Genomic DNA, 15,702 nt, shown 5'->3' on the forward strand with positions numbered 1-15,702 from the left:
GCTGCTCGCGGAGATCGGGGCGGACGACGGTGATCTTCTGGGCAGGGTCCACTGGGTGATTCGCCGGGACGACCTGGCCGCTGGCCGTTTCACCCGGGCCCGGGCCTGCTACGACACAGTCGGCTGACGTGGCCTCAGAAGGCATTCCCAGATAGCGCGAGGTCCGGTCGAACTGCCATCCCGGCAGGTCTCCTTCAGGTGATCAACGGATGCCGGAGCATAGCGGAAGGGCTTCTTGAACAGGACTCGCGGGTCGGCGCCGTCGCTGCCGAAGGACTGCATCTACTCCGTCAACTCTTCGGCGCAGCTGCCACACCCGGCACCGAACTCGCTGTCCAGGCCCTGGCGGGCGACATCCCCGAACGCCGTATCCGCGTGCTGGTTCCGAGCTTCGTTTCCAGCTTGGCGAAGCCCGACGCCGGTTCACCAGCGGGAGCTGACTCCCCTCGCATCGGCCGCCAGCACTCACCCGAGTGAGAACGTGAGCCCATGGATGCCGGGAGCCGAATAACCCTTGTGGTCGGCGTCGTCACCGCCGTCGTGGCGCTGATCGGATACTGGTCGAATCAGCACACCAAGCGCCGTGAAACCCGGGTGTATGCCGAGGCGCTTCTGGCCATCCATCATTACGAAGAACTGCCCTCGAGGCCGGTCCTGACCGGCCTCGTCCCGAGCATCGCATTCTGGTGGCCATGAAGCCGGCCCCTTTGCCGAGAAGCGGGCGCTCGAGGCGTTCCGGTGACTGAGGGGCTCGTCAGGCAGGGCGGGCCCCTCAGCGCGCGGGTTCAGGCTGTGAGTGCGGCTTCTGGTTCGTCCGCTGGTTCACCGGCGTTGAGTGCGGCGAGGTAGCGTTCGGCATCGAGTGCTGCTGATGCGCCGCTGCCGGCGGCGGTGATGGCCTGGCGGTAGGTGTGGTCGACGACGTCGCCCGCGCCGAAGACGCCGGCGAGGTTCGTCCGGGTGGTGGGCGAGGCGACTTTGAGGTAGCCAGATTCGTCCAGGTCGAGCTGGCCGCGGAAGAGCTCGGTGCATGGGTCGTGGCCGATCGCGATGAACAGGCCGGTGGCGGCGAGTTCGCGGGTGGCGCCGGTGAAGACGTCCCGCAGTACGACGCCGCTGAGCATGGGACCGTCCTGCTTGAGTTCGGCGACCTCGGTGTCGAAGGCGAAGGAGATCTTGTCGTCGGCGAAGGCCCGGTTCTGCATGACCTTGGAGGCGCGCAGGGCGGAGCGGCGGTGGACGACGGTCACGGACTTGGCGAAGCGGGTGAGGAAGGTGGCTTCTTCCATGGCGGTGTCGCCGCCGCCGACCACGACGATGTCACGGTCGCGGAAGAAGAAGCCGTCGCAGGTGGCGCACCAGGACACCCCGCGTCCGGAGAGGCTGCTGCCCGTGGTCACGGCCTCGTGGCCGCCGCTCCTCTCCTGCTGCAAGCCACCGCTATCACCGACCGCTGGGGAACCACCCACTACGGCCGCCTGTCAGGACTTCTTGCTGTACCTGCGACCACTGCCTCCGCACTCGCCCCGTTTTTGGGCGCCGCCGTGGCCGGGCCGCTCGGCGGATACCCCCACTTGTTCCTCGCGCTTGCGATCCCTTCCGCAGTTGCCTGCCTGGTCGCACTCAAAGCAACGCCCACCTGACGGGACTCGACCCCCTGCTGACGTGGCGAGCGTGATGGCTTCTGTCTCCCCCTTCGATCAGAAGCCACAGCAAGTGAAGTCCCTCGGGGCGGCGAGCAGGTGGGGCCCGGGGACACTGTCCGCTCCATACCCACAGGCTGATGAACGGTTAATCAGTCATTCTGGGCGCCGACCTCTCGCAGCACCGGAGCTCTGCCGGTTCCGGGCTGGATGGGGAAGTGCGGGAACCGGATGTCCGCGAGCGGAGGCCGGCCCAGGTCCAGCCGGCCAGATGTTTCCGCTGCCGGTCGCTCAGTCGTCCTCGTCCTTCTTGTGCTTTCCTTGCTTGTTCCCCTTCTGCTCTTGCTCGGTTTTCCGTTCCGGACGGTCTGCGGTGCTGGTCGGCAGCGATGCGGTGGATGAAGGGTCGGACGGGGAGCCGGTCGGCTCCTGAGTCGTCGTGGGGTTCGTGGTGCCGGGCGTTTCGGTTTGCGGGGCCTCTGCCGAACTGCGGCCCGGCGAGAACCACAGGATCCCGGTGAGCATCGCGGCCAAGAAGGTCACCACCCCGGCGGCCACGCCCGCGACCCTCGGCCGGTGCGCCACGAGTCCGCGGATCCCCGGGCCGACCCGTCGCCGAGGGCCACCTGCTCGACGCGTGTGCCCGGCGGAGGAGGGCAAGGCGTAGGTGGTCGCGGGGCCGGCCGCAGTGGTGTGCGGCAGCCGTCTGGAGGGGGCGCCGTGTCCTGGTGACAGCGTGGATGCGGTCTCCGTCGCAGGGGCAGGGGCAGGGGCAGGGGCAGGGGCAGGGGCAGGGGCAGGGGCGGGGGCGGGGGCGGGCATCGGCTCGGGTCGGCCCTGCCAGGCGCCGGTGGCGAACCAGTCAGCGACCTGCTGCGCGGTGGGCCGGTCCTGCGGCTGCTTGGCGAGGAGAGCGAGGAGATAGTTCTCGAAGGCGGCCGGAATGTCCGCGCCCAGCTGCCGGGGCGGCACGGGGGAGGCGTCCAGGTGCTGGTGGAGGATCGCGACAGCGGTGTCGGCCTGGAACGGCGGGCGGCCGGTGAGGAGCTGGTAGAGCATACAGCCCAGGGCGTACACGTCGCAGGCCGGACCGGCGGGCCGGCCGAGGGCACGCTCGGGGGCGAGGTAGAGGCTCGTGCCGACGATCTGTCCCGTCGTGGTGAGGGCGGCGGCCGGATCGTCGACGAAACGGGCGATGCCGAAATCACCGATCTTGAGCGTGCCGTCGGCGTCCAGTAGGAGGTTGGCGGGCTTGATGTCGCGGTGCACGATGCCTTGCTGGTGGGCGGCGGCGAGCCCGGCGGCGGCCTGCGCGGCGATCCGCGCCACCTGCTCGGCGGGCAACGGGCCGGCGGTGGTGAGGTGCCGGGCGAGGCTGTCGCCCTCGACCAGCTCCATTACCAGGAAGAGACGGTCCTCGTGCTCGCCGAAGTCGAAGACGCCCACCACATGGGGGTGGTTGAGTCTCCCCGCGGTCTGTGCCTCCAGGCGGAAGCGTGAGGCGGCCGTGGGGTCCGTGTCCTGGGGGAGCAGGAGTTTGACGGCCACTGGTCTGCCGAGGGTCTCGTCGAAGGCTCGCCAGACCTCTCCCATCGCGCCGCGTCCGATCGGATCGTGCAGCCGGTACCGGCCCGCTATCAGCACCTGTGTTTCATCCTCATGCCGTGAGACGTCTCGACCGCCGCTGGCTGTCACTCACCACGTGGGCTCGGGTGACGGTGAGGGTTGCGCAGCCGCCCCAGCCTACCGGCCGTGGCGGGAGGGACCTGGCGAGCCGCCGAGGGTGAGCACAGGCCGGCGAGGTTGCGGTGGGACGGAAGCTGAGGGTGGGCTTTCGGAGCCTGGCCTTGATGGAGGCGGGCTCTTGTCGAGTGGGTGGGCCGGGGCACACCTGGGACTACAGTGCGGCGCCGCGGCCGTGGGACCGCCGGTCCGTTCAGCCGGGCGTCACAAACCAGCTGGTGGGGGAAGAGCGGCAGGGCAGCTCGCCGCCTACCCGAAGCGGACCCTGCCCCGCGTGGGTGTGCGCCGATGCCACCGTGTCACTCCAACGACTGCCACGCCGCTGAACCGACGGCCGTACCTCGCGAGTCGGGTCGGACGCTGTCTAGGGCTGGCTGGAGCGGCCCTTCGACGGCTTGGCTTTGGCGCTCGGCATGCCGTGGCCTTTCCCGGTCTTGTTCGCCTTCGTCGGCGACGAGGTGGCCGTGTCTGCTGAGCCCGTCAACTGGGCGCAGTAGGTCGCCACGTGCTGTTTGCCGCCTGCAGCACGGATGAGACGCTGCCATGCCGTGGCGTCCAGGGCGTGTCCACGGTTCTTGACCCTCTCGTAGGCACGGCAGTGCGCCTCGACGTCCTTCGTCGTTCCGGGGTGTCGGGAGGTGGTGGTCGGTGCCGTGCTGGGCCCGGAGGTGGTGGTCGGTGCAGTGCTGGGCCCGGAGGAAGGAGAGCTCTGTTCGCGGGGCGTGTGTGCCGGCGGATTGCTGTGGCTGGTGCCGGTCTTGGGAGTGTCGTGCTGCCGCGTGTCCACAACGCCGATGGAGGCGAAGGCGATGCCGCCCAGCAGGGAGCTCGTCACGAGGGCGACCGCTCCGCCGCGCGCCCAGCGGTGCTTCTGGGGCCTCGGGCGCCAGTCGTCGCGGCGCCGGGTGCTCAGGGTCCGATCGCGCGCCTTGCGCGCGCTTTGGAATGCGGCGATGGCGGCCTGCTCCGCAGTGTCGTCCACGGGCTGCTGCCGCAGGGCCGCACTGATCCGTTCGGCCGTCCTTTCGGGGGTGAACGGGTCGTCAAGGTCGTTCGCGGGGCCGACGTCCTGAGGTGTTCCAGGGGGCGGGATGGCGTCGCGCCGACGGGCCTCGCCGCTCAACCGCTCATCCCCGTTTCGATCGGTGCTCATCTCGGTTCCCCCAGGGTCCGTGGCACATGAGGTGTCAGATCGTCAGGGCGGAGTAGACGGGCAAGGCTCCTCAAACCGCGGCGGGCCAGCATCCGTACGACAGGGCGGGGTCTGCCCATCACTTGGGCGGCTGCACGTTCGTCCAGGCGTACGGCATGGCGCAGAAGGACCGCCTCGGCTTGGGCGTGGGGCAGCCGGGCGACCAGAGCCTGGGCCGTCTCGGCGGACAGCGTTGCTCCGCGCAGGGTGTGGGCGATGTTGTCCACGGTCGGCGGCGTCCAGGGGCTTCCCGGAGAACCGGGCGCTGCCCCGTGAAGCCGGAAGTGGCCCCGCGCATGCCGCCGGGCGATACTCGCCGTCCAACCGCGGAATTCGTGCCCGTCGCCGCGAAAGCGTGGTAGCTCGCATGCGATCTCCCGCCAGGCAGCGGCGGCGATGTCCTCGGCGTCCTCGCCCGCGATCCCGCGCAGGTAGCTGAGCAGACCCGGTTGGACCAGCCGGTACAGCACGACGAAGGCGGCCTCGTCACCGTCCTGGGCCCGAACGACCGCCGTACTCAGCGCGGGATCATCGGCCGAAACGCGCTGAGCGTGCCCTCCTCGTCCCACGATCCGTCCCCCCACCGGCCAACCAACGCCCCGGGAGCGTACGACAGGTCGCATCGGCGTCCCAAATACTCGGTGGCCACTCCACATCACGGACACCGATCATGCGAGTGGGATGTTGTCCTTCGCTCCGCCCTGCTGCCGACGACGCGTGCAGGGGCAGGCAGACCCGTCACGGGGGGAAACGAGCCTGTCCCTGCACCCCGGAGCCCGCGTACCTCCCCCTAGCGGGCGGGCCCTGTGACCCTCATTGCGGGTCACTTAGAGGTCGCGCAGATAGGCGCGTTCGGGACAGCCGGCGGCGGCGCAGGCACTGGGTTTGACAAGCGTGGAGTGGTAACGCTCGGTGATCACCCTGGGGCCTTGTGCCTGCCCTGTCCTCAGGTCTGATCGATCCGGTGCTGAGAGCCTGAATGCGCCTCCCTGGTGGGCTGGCCTGACCTCAGCGCCAGTGGAAGACCCGCATGGGGGAGCGGCTGCCGCTGCGGCCGATCACAGCGAACCGGGCACCAGCCACGCGGAGTAGCCCGAAACCTCCGTAGCCGCGCAACCGGCGGCGGGCGATGACACGGCCGTCGCGGGCATCGAGCGCAGTGATCTTGCCGCCGAATGAGTGAAGTACCAGAAGTAGGCCGCGATGCGGCAGCAAGCTCTGAATGCTGAGCCCGCCGGGGCGCCGCTCCCAGCGGAGCTTGCCCGTGGACAGATCGAAGCCGCCGATCCGAGCAGGGTCGTCGGATGAGTCGTCCAGGTGGACCAGTCTGGTCACGAGCACCCCGTTCACGACAGCCGCAGGCAGCGCGACCCCTCTGTATGCAGGGGGAAGGGAGAGCGACGCCGTCACGTTTCCGCTGTCGTCGAAGACGAAGATCCGTCGTTCACCACGTCTGCCGCGCTCTGTACTCGCGACGACCAGTGGGTCGGCACACATGATCCACACATCGCCATTCCTGGCTTTGCGCGGCAGCGGGCTGCGCCAGAGCGCGGCACCGTCCTCGGGGTTGACCGACTCGACGTACTTTTCGCTGATCGAGGCGATGCGCCGACCACTCAAAGTGGTGTGCGGAGTGGATGAGTGGAAGTAGTCGAGGCCCCTGCCGTGATGGTTCCTGGACCACGCTTGCTTGCCCGTGGAGAGGTCGACGGCCGTAACTGTTGACCGGTCTCTGCTGGATGACGCCTCGTCGTGATGAAGCACCAGGGCGATGCCGTCATCGGCGTTCGGGGAGGCAGCCACGAGCACGTCGCGGCCCGGCACGGGCCAGGTCCAACGGACAGTGCCTGTACCGATGTCGTACGCCCGCAGCCGGTCGAAGTCGGCACGTACGACGAGTTCACCGATCAGCCAGCCGCCCAGCGGTTCATCCTCGTAGGTATCGCCGCGGCTGCTGTCCTTGTCGGATTTCCATACGGGGCGTAAAGCCCTTAGCCGCCGATTGCGCCCCCAGGCGGTTTCCGGCGCGCTGTCCTCGTACATCCCTGCCCCCCCCCGAACGGCTCCGATGCGATCAAACGCGGATCGTGAGGATACCCAAGCTGTCACGCTAGGCCCCCACGATGGCCAATACACCTCGCAGCAACGCAGGCACAAGGCCTGGTGACCGTGGAGTTGCGACGCTCTGTGATCGCTCTGGGGGACCTGTGCCAGCCCTGCCAGCATGGCTGACCCAACCGCTCTGGGACCAATTCACGGCCCTGATGCCTGAGCGGCCGCTGTACCACCCGGACCATCCGCTGGGCTGCCACCGCCCGCGGATCAGCGACCGGATCATCTTCGACAAGCTCCTGCAACTGCTGCGCTTCGGCTGTTCCTACGAAGCGATCGCCGACACGACGTGCTCGGCCACCACAATCCGCAACCGCCGCGACGAGTGGATCCGGCTCGGTATCTTCGCCCGGCTCAAACAGATCGCACTGGAGTCCTACGACCGGATCGTCGGCCTCATCCTCGATCAGATCGCCGTCGACGGCTCCATCACCAAGGCTCCCGGAGGCGGCGACGCCGCCGGACGCTCACCGGTCGACCGCGGCAAACAGGGCATGAAACGCTCGGGCATGACGGATGGCTATGGCATTCCGCTGGACCGAGTCCTGGCCGGCGCCAACCGCCACGACTCCCCGCTGCTTGCCCCAACCCTGGACCGCCTGGACGACCTCGGCCCGTTGCCCGACGACATCACCGTGCACCTGGACGCCGACTACGACTCGGACAAGACCCGCGCCCTCCTCGGCGAACGCGGCCTGCGCGGCTGCATTGCACACAAGGGTGAGAAAGCACCGATCCAGGCCGGCCGACGTTGGCACGTCGAACGCACCCACGCCTGGCAGAACGCCTTCCACCGGCTCGCCCGCTGCTACGAACACCGCGCCACCATCATCGACGCCTTCTTCGACCTCGCCGACACCATCATTACCGTGCGCAGCCTGATCCGACAGGCATGGACTACCCACCGCTGGGACGAACGCCCGAACCGCCGACCATGACCGCACTCCTAATCTGCGCGGCCACTTAGCCTTCACGGGCTGGCCTATGGTCGATCGTCCAGGGCCCCTGTGCTGCCGGGCTACTTCTTCGGCTGGTTCTGCTTGCGCCGCAGTTCACGGATGCGGTCTTGCTCTGCGAACAGCCGCCGGTTCTCTTCCACCAGCGACAGCCGTTTCGGCTTGGCCGCCCGTTCCTTCTGCTTGGCCTCCCGGCGGGCCGCCGGGACCGACTGCGCCCTCTTCTCGCAGGCAGGGTGAACCGGCTTACCCCGGCTGGGGCCCTGCTCCCGGCTGACCCACACCTTGCCCTCGATCGGGTCGCCGCACATCGCGCACACCGCCGGGCCCCGCCGCTGCGGCGCCGGGGTCGCTTTCCGCGCCGTCTTCGCCGCCCGGGTCTCCACCGACCCGTCGGCCCGGGTCACCGTCACCGTCACCGGCGACGCCGGCGACACCGTGTAGGAGCGCAAGTTGTCCGGGGTCGCCCGGTGCTGCTGCCCTTTCCTGCCCCCGCGCACGGGGATCTCGCTGGTCATGAGCGGCAGCGTATGCCAGGTCCGATCCGGTCAACTCCCCCACCACGGAGGCGATCCGGACATTCGGGGACGCATTCCGGCCGGTGGGCCACCACCGCGGCGAAGGCCGACGGGTTCGCAGGCGACCCGGCCGCCGGTGGCGTGCGGGAAGGAGGCGGGGCCGGGAGCGAGGGTCAGGCTGTCTGGCGGGCAGCCCCTCGTACCGCCAGCACGACGCACACCACCGCCAGTGGCAGTTCCGCGCCGAGCGCCATCGCTATCGCCGAGACCTGATCCGCGCCCGGTGCCGCGGTCATCGTGTCGAACCAGGCGTCGACCACCAGCAGCGTCGCGGTGGCGGTGGCCGTCAGGGCGTGCAGGTGGTGGCCGCGTACGGCCAGCAGCCCCGTGGCGATCAGTCCCAGCGCCTCCAAGGCGTCCAGGCCGATCCAGGCGGTGCACCAGTTCGAGGCGATGGCGGTCCCCGGCAGCCCGTTGGCCAGCACGACCAGCCACGGCAGCAGGGCCAGCCCGCAGCCGACCAGGACGTGTTCCAGGCGGTACCGGCGGCGGATGCGCAGGCCGGTCGAGCCGCGGGCCTCGTCCTGAAGTCGGCAGACGCTCAGCGTGCTCATCGGATCGTTCTCCTCGCGTTCCCGGTGCTCCTTCACGGCCTCAAGCCTCGTCCGCCCGGCGCTCATGGTCAGTAACGCGAATGTCCGTTGTGGGGGTGGCACTAGCTACACCCCGAGGCGGATGCTCTTGCCATGGCCCGCCCCCGGCCCGGACACCCTACCGTTTCCCCATGCACACAACCGCCCGCCTGCGGCGCCTACTTCTGTTCCCGTTCCAGGGAGCCGGACGACCGGTCTCGTTCCTCGTCACGGGCGTCCTCGTCCAGCTCGGCGTCCTCTTCGTCGTGTCCCTGCTGTGGCTGCTCTTTGTCCCGGTCCTCGACCCGGCGGGCCAACTGCCCGTCGCGGTGTTCGTCGCGTTCACGGCCATCGTGCTCGCCGGGCCGTTGCTGACCGAGGTGCAGCGCGGCCGCTTCCGCACCCGGCTCGACGTGGCCATCCCCTCGCCTTACGCGGGACAGCGGCCCCGGCTGCCGGAGTGGCTGCGGTCCCGGGCGGGGCACCGGCAGCTCAGGTACCACCTGCTGGACGGGCCGCTGCTCGCTCTCGCGGGGTCCTTCACCCTCCTGGCATGGGTCGTGGCCGTCACCGCCACCTCGATCTACCTGTGGATCTGGCTGGTGCCGCTGGACTGGCGCGTCGACCATCCCGGCTACTACACCTGGGCGGCGTACGTCACCGCGGCGGGGCTCGCCCTGCTCCACATCGCGCGGTTGTCGACCGACGCCCTCTCCCGGCTCGACACCCGCACCGCCACCGTCCTGCTCGGGCCCAGCCGCGAGGAGCAGTTGGCCCGCCGGGTCGAGGACCTGACCGAGAGCCGGACGGGCCTGGTGGACGCGGTCGACGCCGAACGGCGGCGGATCGAACGGGACCTGCATGACGGCGCTCAGCAGCGGCTGGTCTCCCTGGCGGTCAACCTCGGCCTGGCCAAGGCCACGCTCCAGGACCTGCCCGAGGACGCCCGCCAGGTGATCGATGAGGCGCACCGGGAGGCGAAGGACGCGATAGAGGAGCTGAGCGGCCTGGTGCGCGGACTGCACCCGGCCGTTCTGGAGGACCGCGGCCTGGACGCCGCGCTGTCCGGCATCGCCGCCCGAGCACCCATCCCGGTACGGGTGAAGGTGGACGTGCCGTCACGTCCGTCTCCCACGATCGAGGCGGTCGCCTACTTCGTCGTCTCCGAAGCACTGACGAACGTGGTGAAGCACGCCGAGGCGTCCGGGGCCGAGGTGTCCGTGGAGCGCTTCGGGAAGACGCTGCTGGTCGTCATCAGCGACGACGGCGTGGGCGGCGCGGAACCCACCGGTGGTACCGGGCTGGCAGGGCTGGCCAAGCGGGTCGCCTCGGTCGATGGCACGCTGTCGGTCGACAGCCCCGTCGGGGGGCCGACCATCATCACCGTGGAGCTGCCGTGCGTGCCGTGATCGCCGAGGATTCCGTACTGCTCAGGGTCGGGGTGGTCAAGGTCCTCGAGATGGCCGGGTTCGAGGTCGTCGCCGAAGTGGGCGACGGCGAGGCGCTGTTGGCCGCGGTGGAGGAGCACCGGCCGGACATCGCCGTGGTCGACGTCCGTATGCCCCCCGGTTTCACGGACGAGGGCGTGCGTGCCGCACTGGTCATCAGGCAGCAGTGGCCAAAGACCGCGGTGTTGCTGCTCTCGCAGTATGTGGAGGAGCGGTACGCGGCCGATCTGCTGTCCGCCAACACCTCAAGGATCGGCTACCTGCTCAAGCAACGGGTCGCGGACGTGGAGGAGTTCGCCGAGGCGCTGCGCCGGGTCGCCGCCGGCGGAACGGCGCTGGACCCGCAGGTCGTCTCGCAGCTTCTGGTACGTCGCCACAGCGGTCCGCTGGACCGGCTCACCCCGCGGGAACGCGAGGTCCTGGAACTGATGGCGGGCGGCCGGTCCAACGCCGGCATAGCCGAGCAACTCGTGGTCAGCGAGAGCGCGGTGGCCAAGCACATCAACAACATCTTCGCCAAGCTCGACCTGCCGAAGGCGGACGCCGACCACCGCCGGGTGCTCGCCGTACTGAGCTTCCTCGGCGTGGCCTGATCCCGGCCCACCCTGCGGACCGCATCCCTTCCACTTGGGCCTTTCCGGCCTTTCTCCGGCATGACATCCGGGCGTCCGAGGCGGTGCCGGCGCGTCCCGGGACTCCGTGCCCAATATCGCCAACTTCCTGTCTTGTAACCACCGGTGTCCGAACAGAGGACCTATGCTCCAATAATCTCCTTCCACCGTCACCCCGCTCCCGGGCGGGAGAGCCTCCATGAGGGATCTGATGATCTGCGATTTTTTGGCGGTGGTGGTTCGGCATCGTGATGTCAGTGCGGTAGCTGCGGTAGCTGTGCTGTTCAGATGGTCGCGGTGAGTGGATTCGGGTGGTGACACGGTTGCCGATTTGGTGCTGACTTTTTTGGTGATGATGCGGGTCGGTTTGTTGCCGGTCGGTACAGCATGGGTGTGTTGCTGCTGGTCAGGGCCTGTGTTGGCAGGAGTCGGGTGCTGGGAGTTGGGGATGGGGCGGCCGGTGTCGCTTTCTACGGTGCGGGCTTCAGGTTGTAGCGGATTCCTGTTGCGGTGAGGCGGAGTTGTTCGGCGTCCTGGACTGTGATGAGGGGGAATAGCGGGCTGTCCGGGGCGCGGTCCTTGAGCTGTCCGTGAATGCCGGCGGCGCGTACGAGGCGGCGTGTCCAGGTGGGGAGTGGGTATAGCCGGCATCGGCGGTGGGCTGTGCTGTCGTGGATTTTGACGGTGGTCGCTGTTTCGTCGATGTCGATACCGCGGATCAGCGCGAGCCGGCTGATGTCTGCCCCGGTGACCGCATGGATGGTCAGAGCTGTCGCGTGCAGCGGGTGTGCTCCAGAGCATGAGCGCAGTGGGCAGCAGCGCAGACAACGCGCTCGCCACCGAGCACCCCTGATCCCCCCATTCTCCGCATCCGTCATCTACACATCCGCAATCGGCCATTCGACAGGGTCGTCCGGCCCTATCCGCAAGGGAAATCCCACTGAAGGAGCAATGTCATGGACCTGCCACACACGGGGCGGGCTGCTCGCCGACGTCCAGGCCGAGGTGGCCGGCATCGCCCGGGCCATCGCCCACTTCGAGCCGGTGATCATGGTCGCCGAAACCGGGCAAGGCCGCGCAGGCGCGCGAACAGTGCGGCAGCGGGGTCACGGTCATCGAGTACCCGGTCAACGACTGCTGGGCCCGGGACACCGGCCCGATTCAAGGACTATGTCCTTGACCTGGTCAAGGACACCCCTGGCGGCACCCGTGTTCAGGCTCTGGCCGAGGCCGGTGACAGCCAGCACCCCTACGGGCTGGTCATCGTCACCGCCTTCGGCGAGGCACGGTGGCAGATCATCGGACAGCTCGCCGAGGGTGAGAAGCACGCCCAGGCCGACGTCGCCGTGAAGGACACCCCGCCGCCCACCGGTGAGGCCCCGGCGCCCGGAGACCACCCTGAAGCGTGGCTGGCCGCCGTGATCGGGCAAGCCGAATTCCCTGAGATCGCGAGCATCACCCGCTGGTCGACCCGCGAAGGCGAAGAAGGGAATCACGGCCTCACTGTGATCTTTCACAACACGGCCAAGGCATTCGTCCGGAAGCTGCGCGCTAGCCGCGGACTTCGCACATGGGGTCGGGACGCGGCAGGCGTGGGGGGAAGCGTGGGATGCCGTGTCTCCCCCTGGCACACTGCCCTCAGCCGTACGCAGGGGGAACACATGAGTGAGCGGAATGTCGACGCGCGGGTCGAGAAGCTGACCCGGGGATTGCGGCGGTTGGCCGCGGAGCTATTGGAGGCGGCGGCCGAGCATCCGGATGCCGTACGGGCGCGGGAGTTGTCGGCGGCAGCCCGGGTGCTGACGAACAACGTGCTGGCGCGCCTGGACGGGGAAGCCGTCGAGGACTCCCCGTCGCACCGGAGCGAGCCCGAGGTGCAGGACACCGTACCGTCGGCGAAGAGCGCGGTCTCCGAGTCCGGGACGGCGCTCGACGAGCTGGTGGAGCTGTATCTGCCGGACTATGCGCGGCGCCTGGACGACCCGGTGATGACCGACCCAGACCTGCCCTACGAGCGGTGGAACCATCTACACCGGGTCCGGTTCGGGCGCGGCAAGCCCTTCGAGGACGCGCCGTTGTGGAACGACGCCGTGCCCAGCCGGGGTAAGGCAGTGGTGCGCGGCATGACCTCCCAGGCGGAGGTGCTGCGCCGCCTGCACCACAGCTACGTGATCCAGCGGGACCTGGACAGCCCGGAGGGCGAGATGGCGGTTCAGGTGCTGCAGGGATGCGAGGCGATCCGTCGCTCCCGCGCAATCGACGGCGGCGACTTCGTCGACAAGTCGGATCTGGCGCTGAAGCTGGACGCCCTGCAGTGGCACGCCCTGGTGATCGCCGCTCGTCGGAGCGAGCACGCCCGTGCCCAAATCCTCACCCAGCTGCGACAGCTGGAGGTGCTGGCCGCCGCGGTCCTGCAGCTGGACACGGCGTTCCGGCAGCGCAACAGCAGCCCTTCTGTGGGCGCCCCGATCGCCAGGGCCGCGCACGGGGTGAAGGCGGTGCTCCGGCACTGGCCACCGAAGGTCGAGGGGGCCGTTACGGAATCAGGTCAGACGACGACCCCGTGGTGAAGCCCACAGCTTGACCCACCCACGACATGAGATGTCTTCGACGTGCTGCCTTTCGATGACGGTTCTTCCTTCCTGCTGGATGTACTGGGTGAGGGCCTGGATGCCGCGCTGGAAGGCCTCCGTGCTGCGTGCTGCGCCGGTTGTTGCTGTGCGCGGCGTACGGGCGCGAGAGGGCCACGCAGACGGCTTCACGCCGAGTTCTGTGAGGCGGTGTTGCTGTTCGTCGTTGAGCTGTGCCCAGTCCCGGACTTGCCTCGCCAACCAGCGGCCGATGTCCTCTACGGCGTGGCCCACCGCGAGCTGATGCGCTCGGTCGAGCACCGCTCACACAAGGGCCTGAACAACCGGGCCGAGGACTCCCACCAGCCAGCCAGCCAGGCGGCGCGAACGCGCCATCGACGAGCCCCTGCGGGCCTTCTTCCAGGAAACGCCGCCACAGGGCCTCACCCGGGCTTGAGACAGCGAAGAAGCCGCACGCGGTCACCGCGTCCGCCAGTGCAGCCGCCTGATGGGCCCCTTGTCAGCACCGCTCACAGCACCTCGTTGCCGAGGCCGATCACTCAGGGGCGCGGGCGGGTGCGGCGAAGAACCCCGCGATTGAACTGCTCCTGCAGGGTCGTCGACCACTCAGGCCAAGCACCTCCAGCATCTGCTGGTTACGCCTCGTGTAGCGGCGGGGGCTGCGCTGGGTTCGGAGTGATGAACACCGCGAGGCAGCGGAACTCGCCTCCCGGTCCCTCCAGTTGCATTTACGGGCGCCAGGCAAGGGTGTAGGCGCCGCGCAGCAACTCGGGTGTTGTCCGGGAAGGAGCCGCCGGCCCACAGCAAGGTGCCGCTCAGCTCGCGGCCGTCGTGGACGCGGAACTCCTCGTCCCTGGTGGGCATCCTGCGCTGCCTGGGGCGCCACAGGGACGCCTCGATTGTGATGAGCAGGGCCAGCCCATTCTGGTCCTCACGGTCGCAAAAGCGTTCCAGCCTTCCTACGTCCCTCAGGAAGTCCCTACGCGCGACGTCCGGCGCGTTGTGCCCGCGCAAGGCGTACTCCTCGGGAGGCGTCCCTGCTGTGCCCGCCCACTGCCGGGTCACGTACTTGAACTCGATGGCTGTACGGCCCGCCGGCCCCAGGCACAACAGGTCCAGGTACTCCGACGCGTCGCTCCCACGGACCGGAACCTCCAGACGGCACCTGACCTCCCGTGCGACCTCGCCCACCGCGAGGGCGAAGCTGTGCTGGAGATCGGCCTCGGAGTGGAACACCGGCCGCCGCGCGCGCAGACACGCCAGGACTTCGTTCAGCGCAGCGCTGCCCGCGATCGTTTCCAGGGAGGCGGGCTGGGGCGGGGGTGAGGTTCCCGACTTGTATTGGCCGTAGCGGAGCGCGGTCGGGTTGGCCGCTCGTAGCGTTTCCGTAGGACGCCGGGTTGGATGGCTCGTGAGGTTCCTGCCGCCCCTCGGGGCTGGCTCGCTCGGGGTGTGCCGCCGACCCGGTGTCCGGCCACGGTCTGACTCAACAGAGGCGTGTCCCGACAGCGGTTCCGGAAGTCGGCGTGTCGGCCGTGGACGCCCTGCCGTCCGTCTGTGAGGAACGAACTCTCGTGATGCTGCTCGGCATTGACCCACACAAATCCACTCACACCGCTACCGCCGTCGACCCTGCCTCGAATCAGCAGGCGGGCTCGCTGAGGATCGAGGCGAACCTGGCGGAGTACCGGCGTCTCTTGACCTGGGGCCGCCGCTGGCCGCAGCGCAGGTGGGTGGTCGAGAACGCCAATGGGCTCGGCCGCCACCTGGCCCAGTGGCTCGTCGCCCGCGGCGAGAGCGTCATCGATGTACCCGCCTCGGCAACCAGCCGCGTCCGTCAACTCACCCGTGGCGGTGGCCGCAAGAACGACCGGATCGACGCTGCCGCCGCGGCCACGGCCTACATCCACGGAGACGGGCGCGAGGTGAACGTGGACGACCACACCACGGCCCTGGCCCTGCTCGACGAGCGACGCGTCAACCTCGCCCAGGGCCGGGTCCGCACCGTCAACCAGCTGCACGCTGTACTGCGTGATCTACTGCCCGGCGGGGCCCCTCCTCAGCTGTCGGCGGACCAGGCCGCCGCGCTGCTGCGCACGGTCCGCCCCGCCGGCGACGCCGAAAAGGTCCGCAAAGACCTTGCCCGCGAGCTGGTCACTGAGCTTGACTCTGTCGGGGATCTTGGAGTTTCGCTGTGCGGCGGCGTGGTCAACAAGCATGCTCGTGTCGTTCCGATGACCGATGCAGCTGCCGAGG

Annotated in this window: 12 protein-coding genes and 2 pseudogenes; 7 read left to right on the forward strand and 7 right to left on the reverse strand. The window is 69.0% G+C overall.

Features of this window, described 5'->3' with window-relative positions:
• Positions 1 to 489: 489 nt before the first annotated feature.
• Positions 490 to 696: a hypothetical protein gene (locus ACNPQM_RS40830; protein ID WP_418087938.1), complete on the forward strand. Its 207-nt coding sequence runs from the start codon at positions 490 to 492 to the stop codon at positions 694 to 696.
• 89 nt (positions 697 to 785) lie between these two features.
• Here ACNPQM_RS40830 and ACNPQM_RS40835 read toward each other — a convergent pair.
• From ACNPQM_RS40835 to ACNPQM_RS40855, 5 genes and pseudogenes are all read right to left on the reverse strand, one after another.
• Positions 786 to 1,472, reverse strand: a pseudogene (locus ACNPQM_RS40835) (NAD(P)/FAD-dependent oxidoreductase); the annotation flags it as partial.
• A 462-nt stretch (positions 1,473 to 1,934) separates the two neighbouring features.
• On the reverse strand, positions 1,935 to 3,287 hold the full coding sequence (locus ACNPQM_RS40840; RefSeq protein WP_418087939.1) for a serine/threonine-protein kinase: 1,353 nt from the start codon (positions 3,285 to 3,287) through the stop codon (positions 1,935 to 1,937).
• A gap of 463 nt (positions 3,288 to 3,750) precedes the next feature.
• The gene (locus ACNPQM_RS40845; protein ID WP_418087940.1) at positions 3,751 to 4,539 is read right to left on the reverse strand and encodes a hypothetical protein; all 789 of its coding nucleotides are present in this window, start codon (positions 4,537 to 4,539) and stop codon (positions 3,751 to 3,753) included.
• Positions 4,536 to 5,147, reverse strand: a complete 612-nt coding sequence (locus ACNPQM_RS40850; protein ID WP_418087941.1) for an RNA polymerase sigma factor — start codon at positions 5,145 to 5,147, stop codon at positions 4,536 to 4,538. The genes ACNPQM_RS40845 and ACNPQM_RS40850 overlap by 4 nt, the downstream gene beginning before the upstream one ends.
• A gap of 439 nt (positions 5,148 to 5,586) precedes the next feature.
• Positions 5,587 to 6,621, reverse strand: coding sequence for a PQQ-binding-like beta-propeller repeat protein (locus tag ACNPQM_RS40855; protein WP_418087942.1), 1,035 nt, complete (start codon positions 6,619 to 6,621; stop codon positions 5,587 to 5,589).
• A gap of 164 nt (positions 6,622 to 6,785) precedes the next feature.
• Between ACNPQM_RS40855 and ACNPQM_RS40860 the strand changes: the two genes are divergently transcribed.
• A complete protein-coding gene (locus ACNPQM_RS40860) occupies positions 6,786 to 7,628 on the forward strand; it encodes an IS5 family transposase (RefSeq protein WP_418087943.1) in 843 nt (280 codons plus the stop codon).
• An 80-nt stretch (positions 7,629 to 7,708) separates the two neighbouring features.
• Here ACNPQM_RS40860 and ACNPQM_RS40865 read toward each other — a convergent pair whose 3' ends face one another.
• Both ACNPQM_RS40865 and ACNPQM_RS40870 read right to left on the reverse strand, forming a co-directional pair.
• Complete coding sequence (locus ACNPQM_RS40865; protein ID WP_418087944.1) at positions 7,709 to 8,164, reverse strand: hypothetical protein; 456 nt, start codon at positions 8,162 to 8,164, stop codon at positions 7,709 to 7,711.
• 173 nt (positions 8,165 to 8,337) lie between these two features.
• Positions 8,338 to 8,814, reverse strand: a complete 477-nt coding sequence (locus tag ACNPQM_RS40870; RefSeq protein WP_418087945.1) for a hypothetical protein — start codon at positions 8,812 to 8,814, stop codon at positions 8,338 to 8,340.
• Positions 8,815 to 8,948: 134 nt separating this feature from the next.
• Between ACNPQM_RS40870 and ACNPQM_RS40875 the strand changes: the two genes are divergently transcribed.
• The 5 genes and pseudogenes from ACNPQM_RS40875 to ACNPQM_RS40895 form a co-directional block, all read left to right on the forward strand.
• Positions 8,949 to 10,205 carry a histidine kinase gene (locus ACNPQM_RS40875; RefSeq protein WP_418087946.1) on the forward strand — a complete coding sequence of 419 codons (1,257 nt, stop codon included), beginning with the start codon at positions 8,949 to 8,951 and terminating at the stop codon, positions 10,203 to 10,205.
• Positions 10,193 to 10,837: a response regulator gene (locus ACNPQM_RS40880; RefSeq protein ID WP_418087947.1), complete on the forward strand. Its 645-nt coding sequence runs from the start codon at positions 10,193 to 10,195 to the stop codon at positions 10,835 to 10,837. Before ACNPQM_RS40875 ends, ACNPQM_RS40880 begins: the two co-directional genes overlap by 13 nt.
• 1,126 nt (positions 10,838 to 11,963) lie before the next feature.
• Positions 11,964 to 12,035 (forward strand): annotated as a pseudogene (locus ACNPQM_RS40885) (hypothetical protein); the annotation flags it as partial.
• Between the two features lie 481 nt (positions 12,036 to 12,516).
• Complete coding sequence (locus tag ACNPQM_RS40890) at positions 12,517 to 13,425, forward strand: hypothetical protein (RefSeq protein WP_418087948.1); 909 nt, start codon at positions 12,517 to 12,519, stop codon at positions 13,423 to 13,425.
• A 1,547-nt stretch (positions 13,426 to 14,972) separates the two neighbouring features.
• Positions 14,973 to 15,702: IS110 family transposase (locus tag ACNPQM_RS40895; RefSeq protein WP_418087949.1), on the forward strand; the 730-nt coding region annotated here is incomplete at its 3' end.

Origin of the sequence: Streptomyces sp. NPDC056231, assembly GCF_048270745.1 — a bacterium.
Lineage (GTDB): Bacteria > Actinomycetota > Actinomycetes > Streptomycetales > Streptomycetaceae > Streptomyces.

Excerpts from the sequence above, each read along its gene's own strand:
- ACNPQM_RS40830 (WP_418087938.1), top strand. The coding sequence starts at position 490 with ATGGATGCCGGGAGCCGAATAACCCTTGTGGTCGGCGTCGTCACCGCC.
- ACNPQM_RS40845 (WP_418087940.1), bottom strand. The coding sequence starts at position 4,539 with ATGAGCACCGATCGAAACGGGGATGAGCGGTTGAGCGGCGAGGCCCGT.
- ACNPQM_RS40855 (WP_418087942.1), bottom strand. The coding sequence starts at position 6,621 with ATGTACGAGGACAGCGCGCCGGAAACCGCCTGGGGGCGCAATCGGCGG.
- ACNPQM_RS40865 (WP_418087944.1), bottom strand. The coding sequence starts at position 8,164 with ATGACCAGCGAGATCCCCGTGCGCGGGGGCAGGAAAGGGCAGCAGCAC.
- ACNPQM_RS40875 (WP_418087946.1), top strand. The coding sequence starts at position 8,949 with ATGCACACAACCGCCCGCCTGCGGCGCCTACTTCTGTTCCCGTTCCAG.
- ACNPQM_RS40890 (WP_418087948.1), top strand. The coding sequence starts at position 12,517 with ATGAGTGAGCGGAATGTCGACGCGCGGGTCGAGAAGCTGACCCGGGGA.